This is a genomic window from Gordonibacter sp. Marseille-P4307, assembly GCF_900604965.1.
GTDB lineage: Bacteria > Actinomycetota > Coriobacteriia > Coriobacteriales > Eggerthellaceae > Berryella.
In genome coordinates, this window is sequence record NZ_UWPD01000001.1 from 1321983 (window position 1) to 1335048 (window position 13066).

Sequence of the window (13066 nt, forward strand, 5' to 3'; positions counted from 1 at the left end):
CTCTTGGCTGGTGCGCCGCCCTTGCTATTTCGTTTGTTCTTTGCTCGGCTCATAGAGCTCGCCTCCCTTCTTCTTGAAGCTCCTGCGCTGCCTGCGCGTCTGCTTGGGCCTCTTCGCCGCCGGCGCCGGCCAGATGACGGCGGCGCAGGGGCGGTACTGCATGTGCTGGGCGTTGAGCCGGTGGTCGGCGAGCAGGGGTAGGAACTCCTCGAGCTTCATGTCGAAGGGCCGCCAGAAGCCCGCGAGCCAGAACGGCAGGGCGGCGGCCATCACGGGCAGCGTCGCGTTGGCGACGGGCACCCCGAAGCCGATGTAGACGATGCATGCGGCGGATATCGCGGAGGCGAAGCCGCCTGCGACGCACACCAGGGTCCGGAAGCTCATCTTCCCGACGATCTTCTCCTGGTACTCGCCGATGTCCTTCTGCACTGGTATCTGCAATGACATGGCGCACCGCCTACGCCGGGAGCCAGGACGTGTCGAGCATCCCGAAGTAGACGGCCGCGGCGATGATGATCGCGCCGCCTGCGATGGTCGAGATGGCGCTCGCGATCTGCGACCCGCCCTGCTGCTCGCGGATGGCGAGGCCGAGGGAGACGGCGCCCCAGACGACGAGGAAGCCGCCCAGGAACGTCACGCAGCCGGATACGAGGCTGATGATCTGTTGAAGCATGTTTGCGCTCCTTTGCATCGATCGCGGGATGGGGGGTTTGAAGTGGAAGTGCCCCACCCCGCTGGGTGTTAGAATTCTCACGTGGAGCGTTCGCGCTCCTTTGCATCGGGCGGCCGCCCGGGCCCGAGGAGGGTGGAAGCTCCGCGGGCCCTTCGCGCATCTGCGTGGGCGGTCGCCTCTAGGCTCTTCTAGCCGGCATCTTCGATTCCCTTCCTCGCGGTCCAGTAATCGCCGAAATCGAACCGCTGCCCATACTCTGCCCCGGGATGGCCGGGGTCGACGAGCTTGTAGCGGGGATGGCTTTCGAGCCTGTACTTCTTGTCGCGCACGGGGTTCGCGCCCGCGATGAGCACGATCGCCTCGTCGCGCGGGAGCCTGCCCACCTCGCTGGCCTGCATCAGGTCGCGCTCGGCCGTGTTGTAGTTGCGGGTGGAAGACGAGTGCGACCCGCGCGTGTCGTTGACTGTCAGGGTCGAGAGCGTCTGCTTGCCGATGGCCTTCGAAATCTCCTCGTTGGTCTCGGTCGACTTGCCGCCCAGGAACAGCGTGATGTCGCAGTTGTCGCGGATGACCTGAGCCTTCTCCTTGTCGTAGTTGGCGGCTAGCTGGCCGGACGACTGCAGGATCACCTCGCACGAGATGTTGCGGCTGCGCACGACGGCGATGGCCTTGTCGAAGTCGGGGATGTGGCCGGCGTTGGCGAACTCGTCGAATATGAAGGTGACGTGCGTGGGCAGCTGGCCGCCATAGCGCTTGAGCGCGGTGTCGCACAGCACGTCGAGCGTCTGCCACATGAGGATCGCGAACAGGAAGTCGAAGGTCGAGTTGGTGTCGGACATGCTCGCGAACACGGCGTAGCGCTTGCCGGGGTCGCCGAGGCGGTCGATGTCCATCTCGTCGCGCGAGAGGAGATTCTTGACCTCCTTAATCGAAAGCGGCTTCAGGCGCACGTTGCAGCTGATGATGATGGACTTGAGGGTCTTCCCGGCGGCGGTCTTGAACGCCTTGTAGTTGGACAGGCCGAAGTCGTCCTCCGGCGCTATGGGATCGCCGGTGGTAATCCAGCGGAAGGACCCGCTACCGTCGTCGAAGCGGCGGTGCTCGCTGTCGAAGGGCTCGGCTGCCGAGACGTTCATGTAGCGCCTTCCCGTCTCGAGCTCGTCGAACAGCGTGTCCAGCGGACTGCGGAACGACTCATCCTCCTCGCGCGCCTCGGCGAGCGCCAACAGCGTGAGCAGGCCTGGGATGTTGCGGTTCTGCGCCGGGCAGTGGTCGATGAGGTAGGCGATGAGCGCGGTGTAGAGCAGACGCTCCGCGTTCTCCCAGAACGGGTCGCCGGAATGGTCCTTGTCGCCCGTGGTGTTCTTGATGAGGCACTCGACGAACGTGAGTATGTCAGCCTGGGTGCGCACGTACTTGATGGGGTTGTATTTGTTGGACTGGCCGAAGTCGATGGTGCTGAACTGCCTGATCTCGTACCCGGCGGCGGCGAACATGTGGCCCATGTCGTCGATGAGCGTGCCCTTCGGGTCCGTGACGAAGTAGCTGGCGTTGAGCTGCATGAGCTCGGGCTTCACGTGGTATCGGGTCTTGCCCGATCCGCTGCCGCCGATGATTTCGACGTTCTTGTTGCGGTTCGTCTTCTGCGAGAACTCCTTGGGCACGAGCGCTATCTTGCAGTTCTGTGTGAGGATGATGTTGTTGTCGGGGTCCGAAGCATCCTCGAACATGCGAGACTCCTTCTTCGTCGCCCAACGGGCGCTTCCATGCTCCTCCCCGGCACGGCGCTCCCCAGAGTTGACCAGGTATCGGGCATACGCGAGCCATACCGCGCAGACCAGGAGGAGCCCCACGGCCATAGCCATTGGCTGAACCGTGGGCAGGCCGCCCGACATCACGTATGCAGGCATGGTTGCCGCCGCCGACGTGAGGTTCTCGATGGGGTTCCCGGGCATCGAGAGCAGGTTGGATGCGTAGATGTCGCCCGCCAGGAACGATACGGGGGTTGCCGCGCATGCGGTTGCCAGTGCTGCCTTCATGCGCGCCTACTTGCTTCGGTTCTGGGAGAGGTAGATCTCATGGTCGATCGTGCGGTCGGCTTGCAGCGCCTTCGATGCTTCGCGCGCCGCGGCGACGCGCTGTTCGAGGGGTTCGCTGTCGCGGTCCAGCTTCAGGAAGCGTCCGTACTTGTTGAGGATGTCGTTTGCGGCGCCTATGGTAAGCGCCGCTCCCGCCACGCGTTCAAGTTCTTCTTCGAGGATGACGTTGCGTGCCTGGAGCGACCCTATGTACTCGCGCTGCTTGCTCGTGGCGGGGGCGCTAAGGTCGGGGCCCTTGGTCTGTGATTTCCGACGGTTGCCTTCGGGCTCTACATGTTCTTCCCGGGCTTTATCCCGCTCCGGTATTCCGACCTCCCCGGCGCGCTCTTTCTCCGTGATGACCTGCTCCTCGAGCTTGTGGAAAACATCGGAGATCTCGTGGACGTCCTTCGTCTTGAAGACCAGGAAGTCTTTGTCGGCCTCTCGCGCAAAAACGTGCTCCGCGCCGCGCGGCTCCAGCTCTTTGCCGATTATCTCCTTGAGGGAGTCGTACTGGGACAGCTCGGCGAAGTCCTTCATATCGAGCTTCGCCCATTCCTTGGAGTCCGTATCGGCCGCTTTTATTCCTCCGCCGATGCCCTCGCGGGCCGTGCGGAACGCGTTCGCGAGTTTGTCGGCGCTCTGGAGCATCGCCTTCTCGCCGGCATCCTGCCCAATGCGCAGGAGCCAGTCGAACAGCTTCTCGCCGCTCTCGTCTCCGAAGTCGCTTGCCATTGGCTGTCCTTTCTTCTCGACCGTTAGGGTGTCTGGATCTATATCGCCTGCGCGCCTTGGTGCTTTTCGCGCTCTGGCGCCGGAATCGCCTTCGATGCCAGGCGCGCTTGCAGCGCACGCGATTCGAGTGATTGCAGGTCACGGAGCCTTCCGGGATCGTGCACGTCGTTGTCGATGCAGAGCCTCGCAGTCTCCTGGAGCGACTTTGCCGCGTCCAGTGCGCTGGACGCGCCGTCCGAGCTCACGATGATCCTTTTGGAATCGCGGTCGAACAGCTCTGCGACGAAGCCGTCGGAACTAGGTCGCTCGTAGACCTTGAGCGTGTAATCGCCCATCTGCGTGCTGAAGCTGCGGCACGTGCGCGGAATATGGTCGAAGTCGATTTCGGTCACCTTGCTGAAATCCCAGCGGGGGCTGCCCTTGGGCAGCGAGTACGTGAGGCGCTTGCACTGGTCCGGACTTGCCATCTGCATTGCCCGGATCGAATTGGTGAAGGTGTCGCCTTGCGTTCCAAGGCGGTAGTTTGCGGAAGGCTCGAACGACCAGCTCTCGAAGTCGATCCAGTCGGCCGCGTCGCCGTTGCGGGCCACGCGCTTGAGGGTCCACCATTCGTCGCCACCGTCCACTTGCTGCACGAACGCCAGGTCGTCGTAGAGGAACCCTTGGCGGATCGCCCAGTTGCCGTGAGTGAATGTGCTGCGGAGCTCCTCGAGGTCGGAGCACTCGCTGAACTCGTACGGATATTCCTCCAGGAACGGGTCGTCCTGCCAGGGGTAACCGCCCTTCATGATCCAGCCGTTGTCCTGGCACTTCTCAACGAGGGACTCGTATGTGCACTTGTCGATTTCCATGACCGTGACCTCTTCCGCTTCTCGTCTTTTCCTCCGGGTTGCCCTGCGCGGTTAGAAGCCGCGCAGGGTCCGCAGAGGGGGTTGGCGCGGATGAGTCCGGTTCGATCCGATGTGTGTTTAGCTCTCCTCGCCGCGCCTTGCGACCAAGTCAAGCAGGAACCCTCCCGGCAGGGGGCGGGGAGGGCCGCTTCAGGTGCCTATAGGGTGCCTCTGAGTTCGGATTGCCTTCTCTATCCCCGCCGGCGGCGGTCGGGGTGGCTCAGCAGGACCGTCTCGCACATCTCGCCGATGCGCGAGACGATCGCCCTGGCGCTCTCCGTCTCGCCGCCGCGCGATATCCGGCGCTCGAGGTCGGGGAGGCCGTACTGCGACGTGAAGACGGTGGGCAGCATGTTCTCGTAGCGGCTGTTGACCACCTGGAACAGCGTCGTGACCGCCCACTGGTTGGCGTTCTCCTTGCCCAGGTCGTCGATAATGAGCAGGTCCGCGTTGCAGAAGTCGGCGGTGCCGCGCGTGGGCTGCCCGTGCTGGTTTCCGTAGATCGAGTCGAGCATCGTGAGGGAGGTCGCGATGAGCACGGAGTAGCCCGACCAGATGAACGATCTGGCGATCGCGCTCGCCTCGTGGGTCTTGCCCGTGCCCACGCCCCCGACGAGGTAGAGGCCCTTTCCGCCCGCGTCGGCGAACCCGTTGACGTAGTCGACGCACGGCCTCTGGCTCACCTTGGCCTCGAGGTACCTGCGCCCGATGCCCGCGCGCCTGCACTTCGCCGCCATGGCGCGGCGGGCCGCCTCCTCGCGCGCCCGCCTCTCCTCGGCCTCGACGCGCTCGTTTTCCGCCATCTGGCCCTCGCAGTCACACTGGGTGGTGGCGAACCAGCGGACGACGCCGTCGGTTCCGGGCCGCCCGAGCTGCTCCAGGGGCTTTCCGCAGAACGGGCAGGGCTTCTCCTCCTGCGACTCGAACGCGAGGCCCTCCTTCTCGGCGTCCTCCATCGTGTAGAGCTTGAAATCGGCTTTCATGTGGCTGGTCCTCTTCTATCCGAAGAATCTGTTATCGGTCTTTGATATTGGGTGAACGTCCCTCAGAGGGGGCTCTGCAGGTTCTTCAGAGCAGGCGGCCTCAGGGTCTGCAGCTTCTTCAGATGCGCCCCGCCATGCCCCTGAAGATTCCCCATGGGGTGAAGATGCTGCATCTGCAGTTCCTTCAGACCCTGTGGGCAGGACTCTCGCCTCAGCGAGCGGCCCGTACGCCGGCCGGTAGCACTTGCTGCCGATCCTCACTGCCTCGGCGCACGGATCCGTCTCCTCGATGAGCCCCTTCGCCTTCAGCCGGGCGACCGCGTCGAAGACCGCGCGGTCGCTCACCCCGAAGAACGCGGCGGCGCTGTGCTTGCTCTCGTAGTAGTCGCGGTCCGCCTGGTGGAAGCCGAAGATGCGGGCGTAGACCACGAGGTCGACGCCCTTCAGCCCCAGCTCCTGGCCCATGAAGTCCCAGACCGTGACGAACGAGCGGCCCGAGAGGTCGAACGCGGGCCTGCCGGGTCTTACCATCTCCGGGCCTAGTCGTTCGCGTCTACGACGCAGAGCTCCAGCAGGTCCTCGACGTTCTTGCTCGTGAAGCGCAGGGACTGCCCGATGCGCACTCCGCAGAGCGCGCCGTCCTTGATGAGGCGGTAGACCGTCGTGTTGCTGACCTGAAGGTACTTCGCCACCTCGGTGATGGTGAAGAGCGGCGGCATGCACTCGATCCCGCCGCGCCCTCGCCCCTCGACGGCCTGGGCCATTACTTCCTCGATTTCCTTGTTGTCGCGCATTCGCACACCTTGCTTTCTGTTGATGCCCGCTGCACGGCCGTGGCGGCGGGCTGGTCGATTCGCCGTGCGCACGACGCCATTCAATCGAATTGGGTCCCCGCGAAAACCCAGGGGCACCCGTTCGGGTGCCCCTGGGGTGCCTGTAAGTTCAGGTTTTCTTATTCCGGGTCCGGGTAGCTGGTTTTGGGAAGGTCCGTCACTTCGCGCAGCCAGTCGATGAGCTCCTCCCGGATAACGAAAGACCCTCGGGAGCCGTTGCGCCACTTCCTCAGGGGAAGGGGGTTCACCGCGTCTTTCGCGTAGTGGTAGATCTTGATCGGCTTAACCCCCAGCAGCCTCGCAACCTCTGCCACGGAATAGACGTCCTGTGGCAGGACGGGCTGCTGCACGAGCCTCATCACGAACAGGGCGTTGCCCTCGTCCTCGCCTTCGACCTTGATGTTCGGGACCTTGATTCCCGGCCGCTTTCTCTCAGTCATGACGAAGCGCTCCCGGTTCTCGGGAGGACGGCGGACCGCTTGGAGTGAAGATGCGGCAGGCTGGGGATTTTGCGATGGAAGCCGGCGCCATGTCCTAGACGTCCTCGAACCTGAACACAACGAGTATCGTGTTTCTCTTCACCCAGGCCGCGAGCTCGGACCTGCTGATGAACATGCCGCGCCTGGAGTTCTCGAAGCATCTGAAAGGGAGCGGGTCCGCCTTCCTGCGGGAGAGCTCTCGCACCTTGCCCTCGCTTGTCATGAGCAGCGTCACCACGTCCTGCACTGTGTAGAAGTCCTTCTGAGGTATATGCGGTCTGTCGTATTCTGCCCTTGTCATCGCCATGTCGCCTCCTCGGCTATCGCGGTTTCCCTTCTTTGCGACATGCATCGGGGGCGCAGGTCTACGGAAAACGGAATAGGCCCTATGGGAGCTTTCAGTCTCAGCAGGCACGCCGATATGGGGGTTTACCGTCTCGGCCATACCTCTGTTGTCCCAACAGCCAACGATGCATTCATACAGCAGGAAGCGGGACAGAGGGGCTGGCAGGAGCGCCTTGGCTTTGCTAAGACACCCTAGGGGCTGAAATCCACAACGACGTGGTCTTGTGTGTCGTGGCGCACAGGCCAATCAAACGTAATACTTCAAGCTAAATGGTCGAAAATGAGCCATGCTTAGTCCGCCGGTACCGTCTCCCCACTCTTTGACATTCGTTCGGCGTCGCCTAGAATGAGCAATACTGAATCGATATTCAACATTGAGAGGATTTGAGGAGGAAATCATGCAGGTCCTCAAAGAAGAGGTGCGCGAGCGCATACTTGCCGCTGCCGTCCAGGTGTTCTACGAGAAGGACTTTCGCAGTGCGAAGGTGCAGGACATCGCGAGGATTGCGGACGTGTCGGCAAGCCTGCTGTACTCATATTTCGAAAACAAGGAGAAGCTCTTCGAGGGAGTCGTTTCGTCCGTTCCCCTCGACTTCGACCGTATCGCGCGCGAGGAAGAATCTATCATTGCGGACACGCCCTCTGAGAGGTACCAGATTGCCGCCGAGGGACCGCTGCTCGACATGTTGGCTCACCACAAGTTGCTGGTTATCCTGATTGACAAGAGCCAGGGTACCGCCTACGAGCATGCGAAGGACGATTTCGTCGAGAGCATCGAGCGTCATATCCGATACATGATGAACGAGCGTTCGACTCTGCACTATCCAGACCTACTTGCCCATGTGCTCGCAAGCAACTTCGTGGAGAGCCTGATGGAAGTAGCACGCCACTATAGCAGCGAGAATGAAGCTCGCGAGATGCTCGCGCTCATCGCCCAGTGCTATTACGAAGGGGTGAACTCCCTGTGACAGAACTTTCTGCCACCCTTTCGGATGCCCTGATATTCAATATTGAATTCTGATTCTATAATGATATAGTTAGCCATGTCGATCTTGGATAGGTCTTAATCTACTCTCAATATCGAATCTATATTTAATATTGAAGGAGAAATTCTATGAAAGACAAAAAGGAGTTGGTCAGGGAGATGACGGCGAAAAGTCGGCTCTCTAATGCCATGCTTCTGACCAGGGCGGTCCTTGGGCTCGTTCCCACAGTTCTCGTGATCTTCCTTGTCCACCTGTTTTTGGAAGGGGCCCTCTCGCCCGCTGCGATTGCCTATGCCGCAGCGGGAATGACAGCATGTGTGGCGGGGAAGGCGGTGTGCATGTACGCAGCAACATGGAAGTCTCATCAGGCGGCGTACTCGTGCCTGACGGACATCCGCCTGCGCATCGTGCGCCATCTTAAGAGGCTCCCCCTGGGTTTCTTTCAGGTAAGAAGGCCGGGAGATCTCGCGAACATCATGCGCAACGACGTGGAACAAGTTGAGGTTTACCTTGCCCACGGACTTCCCGAATCGGCCTCGGCCACCCTGTTTCCCGCTGCCGCGTTCGTCCTCATGCTCGCAGTGGACTGGCGGCTCGCCCTGTGCATGATCGCGTCCCCGCCCCTCATCTGGCTCGTGAAGAACGCGGCCGCGTCCGCTTGGGCGAGGGGCTTCGAGATAGTGGCCCAGTACGCCTCCCGTATGCAGAACGGCCTTATGGAATACGTTGCCAACGTAGCGGTCGTCAAGGCATTCGGAAAGGAAGAGCGCAAGACGGAAGAGACAGTCGGGGCGGCGCGCGATTACGTGAGTTGGGCGACGAGCTCGATGAACGACGTCTCGGTCCCCATGGCGCTCATCGCCCTGTTCATGGAGTCCGGGACGGTGCTCGTGCTGATCGTGGGAACATGGCTCCTCTCCACAGGCGGCATATCCATCGAACGTCTCATCTTGTCCATGGTGCTCTCCGCGGCCTTCACTTCCTCGGCGGCCAAGACGGCGACTCTGCAGCACTACCGTTTCATGTTCGACCAGGCGATGACGGGCATCGAATCGGTGCTGGGCGTTGAGGCCGCAGACCCCATCAAGGACTCTGAGGAACCTCGCATGGGAGATATCGAGCTGAACGGGGTCTCGTTCTCCTACCCGCAGAGCGAGGAGGACGGCAGCGAGAGGAAGCNGGGCATCGAATCGGTGCTGGGCGTTGAGGCCGCAGACCCCATCAAGGACTCTGAGGAACCTCGCATGGGAGATATCGAGCTGAACGGGGTCTCGTTCTCCTACCCGCAGAGCGAGGAGGACGGCAGCGAGAGGAAGCGTACCCTCGATTCGATCGACCTCGTGTTCCGCAAGGGAAGCACCAACGCGCTCGTGGGCTCCTCGGGGTGCGGGAAGAGCACGCTCGCGAGTCTGATCATGGGATTCTGGCATCCTGACAGCGGACACATCACTGTGGGTGGACGAGACCTGTCCCGCCTCTCCGAAAGGCAGGTGTCGGGCCTCTTCTCCATAGTCCAGCAGGACGTGTTCCTCTTCAACCAGAGCATCGAGGAGAACATCCTCATCGGCCGGCCGAGCGCGGACCATGTACTCCTTGCCGATCCACGTGCTCTCGCGCAGGCGGGGCTTCATGTCCTTCTTGTACACCTCGAAGAACACGGCGAAGGTGGAGCTGACCGACCCCTCGGCCTCGAGCCTGCCCTTCTCCTCCCACTCGAGGGCAGCCTCCTCGGTGGCAAAGCCGCGCTTCGTCTTGTGGCGCCTGTTCCCGTCGTAGTCGCGGAACCAGAACTGCGAGGTCCACGTCCCGTTGCCCTCCCGCCTCACCGACATGCCGTCCTCCTCCCATAGAGCACGATACTGTGCTGTTTCATCCTTGAAATATATCAGCACGATATCGTGCTGTCAATAATTGCGCACGGAACCGTGCTGCTGTAGAATTCGGGATGATGAACGGCAGGCACGGGACGGAGGCGGGATGGGTGTTGGCGAGCGCATTAGGCGCTATAGGAAGGCGGGAGGCTACACCCAGAGGGGCCTCGCGGAGGAGGTCGGCGTCACCGAGTCGGCCATCCGCAACTACGAGCTCGGTCTGCGCACGCCGAGCGAATCCCAGCTCGAGGCCATTGCCAAGGCGCTGGACATCGCTCCGGAGTCCCTTGCGGACACCGGCCTCGTTGGCGCGCGCGGCGCACTTGAGATGATTTTCAGGCTGGAAAGCGAAATCGGTTTCAGGCCCGTCGAGACGGGAGATGGCATCGGCATAGCAGCAGACCTAAAGGCGGAGGGCTCTCAGAAGCTTTCTCAGGCGTTGAAAGCATGGGCGCGGATGCGAGCCGACTTTGACTCCGGCAAGGTCTCAGAGGCGGAGTACGAGGCTTGGAAGGCGTCCTTCAAGGGCTAGGCGACAGCGCTCTCAAGCCAATCACGAGGTCCTGCGGGACCTCGTTTCTTGTTTCCTCATTTACTCCCCAGTGGAGAATTCGGTCCCGAAATCCATCCATAAGGGTTTCTGGAACGGGAGCGGTGAGTAAATTCAGAGCCATGATTCGGGTTTTGGGACGGGTTTTGAAACTCCCCGCGGCGTTTTTCCCAAAAATTTACTCCCCATCTACGACCTGCGCCTTTGCGAAAATCAGAACCGAAAAAGGGCACTGAGTTCAAACTGAGTTCCAGTTTTGGGAATCGGGGCGCCTTGGACGCGAAGCGCTATAAAAACGCCCGTCGGCATCGTCCATCTATTGGCGCCTTTTAGCACCTCGTGCAAACCAGTCGCATCCTGTGCACGAAATTGAGTTACCTGGGGAGTAAACGAGCAGGTCAATACGCAAAATGAAAGCCCCTGAAATCGATGATTTCAGGGGCTTCGTGGAAATTTTACTCACCAAAACTGGCCGGCGGCTTGCACCTTACCTGCTACTAGATGAGACCAGATGCCACTAGATGGGACAGATGATAAACTCCCAGCTCAGAGGCTTATCTATTCCCACTCAACTGTTGCAGTTGTCCATTTGGCATTAGTTGATTCCACCTCGTGCCACCTCGTCCGTCTCGTGCTGCCTCGTTCGAATCATTCCCGAATCAACCGTTGATTCGGACGGAAAGGAATAATTGCACCTTTGCTGGAAAAACACGCTTTGCGGACTTGATTATTCCCCGAAATCCCAGCGGGAGTAATAGCGGGTGGCTTAAAATCGGTCTCTTCTCCCGAATCAGCATCGAACGGACGCCACTATGGACGGGCTTACTACGATGCAGTCGATAAGCTATGCATGCATTGATGAGGCGGTTACCTGTCTTTGCGGCAAACGGCTTTTCCGGCATGCTCTCCTGCTTCTTCATCCTTATTGCGCCTTCATTACATGAGATAATGCATAATCATCGACGATGGAAAGGGTGCGTGTATGAAGCCTGAATGTTTATCAGAGCAGCTGTTATTCAATACGGTTCGACTTACAGCTAGTAACGGTAGCTGTGGCACTGGATCGTACTTCAACTTCCAAGCAAACGGAAAGACCTTCCCAACCATCATCACTAACAAGCACGTCATTAACAACAACCCAGACGAGGAAATGACATTCTTCGTTCATCTGGTTGAAGAGGGCGGCTCAACCGAAGAGAGTTACCGAGTTACGTACAAGGCACAATGGATTTTCCATCCCACACACGACTTGGCATTTTGCTTCGCAGCTCCCGTCTTCAATGCTGTCAAGCAAATTACGGGTAAAGATGTCTTCTATATCGGGAACGACATGAGCATTATTGCAACGGAAGAAAAGTTGAGAGACGTTCGCGCGGTCGAGGAATTGACCATGGTCGGTTACCCCGTCGGATTGTGGGACGAGGTTAACAACCTTCCGATTTTCCGGCACGGCTACACTGCATCACATCCAGCCTATGACTTCAACAGCCCTGGAATTGGGCTTGTTGACATGGCGTGCTTCCCGGGGTCTTCGGGTTCGCCCGTCTATATCCTCAATGAAGGAAGCTTTCAAGACAAACACGGCAATATGAATATTGGCATTTCGAGATTGATCTTCCTAGGCATACTCTATGCAGGTCCTGAATATACGGCAGCTGGAAAGCTGCAGATACGAGATGTTCCGACGAAAATGATGGTTGAGCCCCAGACCAATATAATGACCAACCTTGGCTACTACATCCGAGCCCACGAATTGAACGCCTTTCAGGAAATTATCGACGGCATAGACTAACGCCGCCCGCATATAAGGCCGTGGCGCGCCAACGCCTTCGATTAGCCTGAGCAGACTCCACCATGATTGTATTGCCCGTGAAAGAAAGAGGGTAGGGCGGCCAGAAAGAAATTAGGCCAGCGAAACACGCGCGATCTCAATTTATCGTATGGCGATGAGAGCCCCCGATGCTCTTTGGGCCATCAGTAGCCATGGGGCCATCCTGTCCCATCTCTCGACTTTCTTGTTGCGAGACGCCCCTTAGACAATCCCCGCCTTCTCAAAATGCTTCCTCATGACCCTCAGCGAGACGAGGGCCCCCACCAGGCTCGTCGCCACCGTAAGGACGACCATCCCTGCGTACATGGGACCCGAGAACATCGCGACGAACTGCGCCATGGTCTCATCGGTGAGTCGCAGTATTTCTTGGCGCTCGGAAAGATACTGAGCAGCTGAAAGGTATATGGGAAGGGTGTAGAGCGCCGACTGCAGCGTGCAACCGACGACGTAAGCCGCAACGAGACCTTTCCTGTTCGAGTACCCGATCCGCGTGGCAACCACCTCCGCAAGGGCCCAGCCCGCGATACTGCCGATGACACCGAATACGTTTGCCGCCATCAGGCCGGGCAGCACGTTTATGGTCCCCATGATGAGGAAGGTCCCAGTCTTCCTGACTTTTGCGGCAAGGAGCAGATAGGCTATCGATGTGAAGAAGCAGACGATGGGTATGTTGGCGACTGTCCCCACGACGGTAAGACCAGCGACGCCTCCCACTACGAGGAAGATTAGGAGGGACAGCGCTCCGAAGACACCAATGGATACGAGATCTCGAGCCCCTATGGTCGAGGTTCCGTCTTTTTTCATAATGAGTC

General features: G+C 59.8%; 14 protein-coding genes and 2 pseudogenes. 4 read left to right on the forward strand and 12 right to left on the reverse strand.

Annotated elements, in window-relative coordinates; genetic code table 11:
* Positions 1-24: 24 nt before the first annotated feature.
* From EIH26_RS06010 to EIH26_RS06055, 10 genes are all read right to left on the reverse strand, one after another.
* Positions 25-447, reverse strand: coding sequence for a PrgI family protein (locus tag EIH26_RS06010; protein ID WP_124061332.1), 423 nt, complete (start codon positions 445-447; stop codon positions 25-27).
* A gap of 10 nt (positions 448-457) precedes the next feature.
* The gene (locus tag EIH26_RS06015; protein ID WP_035097494.1) at positions 458-673 is read right to left on the reverse strand and encodes a hypothetical protein; all 216 of its coding nucleotides are present in this window, start codon (positions 671-673) and stop codon (positions 458-460) included.
* A gap of 188 nt (positions 674-861) precedes the next feature.
* On the reverse strand, positions 862-2712 hold the full coding sequence (locus EIH26_RS06020; RefSeq protein ID WP_124061333.1) for a VirD4-like conjugal transfer protein, CD1115 family: 1851 nt from the start codon (positions 2710-2712) through the stop codon (positions 862-864).
* 6 nt (positions 2713-2718) lie between these two features.
* Positions 2719-3486, reverse strand: coding sequence for a hypothetical protein (locus tag EIH26_RS06025; protein WP_124061334.1), 768 nt, complete (start codon positions 3484-3486; stop codon positions 2719-2721).
* A 38-nt stretch (positions 3487-3524) separates the two neighbouring features.
* Positions 3525-4337, reverse strand: coding sequence for a hypothetical protein (locus EIH26_RS06030; RefSeq protein ID WP_124061335.1), 813 nt, complete (start codon positions 4335-4337; stop codon positions 3525-3527).
* Positions 4338-4567: 230 nt separating this feature from the next.
* The gene (locus tag EIH26_RS06035) at positions 4568-5359 is read right to left on the reverse strand and encodes an ATP-binding protein (RefSeq protein ID WP_124061336.1); all 792 of its coding nucleotides are present in this window, start codon (positions 5357-5359) and stop codon (positions 4568-4570) included.
* Positions 5360-5374: 15 nt separating this feature from the next.
* Entirely contained in the window at positions 5375-5890 is a 516-nt protein-coding gene (locus tag EIH26_RS06040; RefSeq protein ID WP_124061337.1) for a hypothetical protein, read from the reverse strand.
* 8 nt (positions 5891-5898) lie between these two features.
* On the reverse strand, positions 5899-6153 hold the full coding sequence (locus EIH26_RS06045) for a helix-turn-helix domain-containing protein (protein WP_206690262.1): 255 nt from the start codon (positions 6151-6153) through the stop codon (positions 5899-5901).
* 158 nt (positions 6154-6311) lie between these two features.
* Positions 6312-6632, reverse strand: coding sequence for a DNA-binding protein (locus EIH26_RS06050; protein ID WP_124061338.1), 321 nt, complete (start codon positions 6630-6632; stop codon positions 6312-6314).
* 94 nt (positions 6633-6726) lie between these two features.
* On the reverse strand, positions 6727-6978 hold the full coding sequence (locus tag EIH26_RS06055) for a helix-turn-helix domain-containing protein (protein WP_124061339.1): 252 nt from the start codon (positions 6976-6978) through the stop codon (positions 6727-6729).
* 436 nt (positions 6979-7414) lie between these two features.
* Between EIH26_RS06055 and EIH26_RS06060 the strand changes: the two genes are divergently transcribed.
* Both EIH26_RS06060 and EIH26_RS08440 read left to right on the forward strand, forming a co-directional pair.
* Positions 7415-7984, forward strand: coding sequence for a TetR/AcrR family transcriptional regulator (locus EIH26_RS06060; RefSeq protein WP_124061340.1), 570 nt, complete (start codon positions 7415-7417; stop codon positions 7982-7984).
* Between the two features lie 206 nt (positions 7985-8190).
* A pseudogene (locus tag EIH26_RS08440) lies at positions 8191-9588 on the forward strand (ABC transporter transmembrane domain-containing protein); the annotation flags it as partial.
* 153 nt (positions 9589-9741) lie between these two features.
* On the opposite strand, the pseudogene EIH26_RS08685 reads toward EIH26_RS08440, so the two are convergent.
* Positions 9742-9834 (reverse strand): annotated as a pseudogene (locus tag EIH26_RS08685) (Arm DNA-binding domain-containing protein); the annotation flags it as partial.
* Between the two features lie 145 nt (positions 9835-9979).
* Between EIH26_RS08685 and EIH26_RS06075 the strand changes: the two are divergent.
* Both EIH26_RS06075 and EIH26_RS06080 read left to right on the forward strand, forming a co-directional pair.
* On the forward strand, positions 9980-10405 hold the full coding sequence (locus EIH26_RS06075; RefSeq protein ID WP_124061341.1) for a helix-turn-helix domain-containing protein: 426 nt from the start codon (positions 9980-9982) through the stop codon (positions 10403-10405).
* A gap of 1000 nt (positions 10406-11405) precedes the next feature.
* Entirely contained in the window at positions 11406-12215 is an 810-nt protein-coding gene (locus tag EIH26_RS06080; protein WP_124061342.1) for a trypsin-like peptidase domain-containing protein, read from the forward strand.
* Positions 12216-12455: 240 nt separating this feature from the next.
* Here EIH26_RS06080 and EIH26_RS06085 read toward each other — a convergent pair whose 3' ends face one another.
* Positions 12456-13058 carry an MptD family putative ECF transporter S component gene (locus EIH26_RS06085; protein ID WP_124061343.1) on the reverse strand — a complete coding sequence of 201 codons (603 nt, stop codon included), beginning with the start codon at positions 13056-13058 and terminating at the stop codon, positions 12456-12458.
* Between the last annotated feature and the right edge of the window lie 8 nt (positions 13059-13066).

Bases quoted from the DNA above. Each gene is read 5' to 3' on its own strand.
- EIH26_RS06010 (WP_124061332.1), bottom strand. From the start codon at position 447: ATGTCATTGCAGATACCAGTGCAGAAGGACATCGGCGAGTACCAGGAG.
- EIH26_RS06015 (WP_035097494.1), bottom strand. From the start codon at position 673: ATGCTTCAACAGATCATCAGCCTCGTATCCGGCTGCGTGACGTTCCTG.
- EIH26_RS06020 (WP_124061333.1), bottom strand. From the start codon at position 2,712: ATGAAGGCAGCACTGGCAACCGCATGCGCGGCAACCCCCGTATCGTTC.
- EIH26_RS06025 (WP_124061334.1), bottom strand. From the start codon at position 3,486: ATGGCAAGCGACTTCGGAGACGAGAGCGGCGAGAAGCTGTTCGACTGG.
- EIH26_RS06030 (WP_124061335.1), bottom strand. From the start codon at position 4,337: ATGGAAATCGACAAGTGCACATACGAGTCCCTCGTTGAGAAGTGCCAG.
- EIH26_RS06035 (WP_124061336.1), bottom strand. From the start codon at position 5,359: ATGAAAGCCGATTTCAAGCTCTACACGATGGAGGACGCCGAGAAGGAG.
- EIH26_RS06040 (WP_124061337.1), bottom strand. From the start codon at position 5,890: ATGGTAAGACCCGGCAGGCCCGCGTTCGACCTCTCGGGCCGCTCGTTC.
- EIH26_RS06045 (WP_206690262.1), bottom strand. From the start codon at position 6,153: ATGCGCGACAACAAGGAAATCGAGGAAGTAATGGCCCAGGCCGTCGAG.
- EIH26_RS06050 (WP_124061338.1), bottom strand. From the start codon at position 6,632: ATGACTGAGAGAAAGCGGCCGGGAATCAAGGTCCCGAACATCAAGGTC.
- EIH26_RS06055 (WP_124061339.1), bottom strand. From the start codon at position 6,978: ATGGCGATGACAAGGGCAGAATACGACAGACCGCATATACCTCAGAAG.
- EIH26_RS06060 (WP_124061340.1), top strand. From the start codon at position 7,415: ATGCAGGTCCTCAAAGAAGAGGTGCGCGAGCGCATACTTGCCGCTGCC.
- EIH26_RS06075 (WP_124061341.1), top strand. From the start codon at position 9,980: ATGGGTGTTGGCGAGCGCATTAGGCGCTATAGGAAGGCGGGAGGCTAC.
- EIH26_RS06080 (WP_124061342.1), top strand. From the start codon at position 11,406: ATGAAGCCTGAATGTTTATCAGAGCAGCTGTTATTCAATACGGTTCGA.
- EIH26_RS06085 (WP_124061343.1), bottom strand. From the start codon at position 13,058: ATGAAAAAAGACGGAACCTCGACCATAGGGGCTCGAGATCTCGTATCC.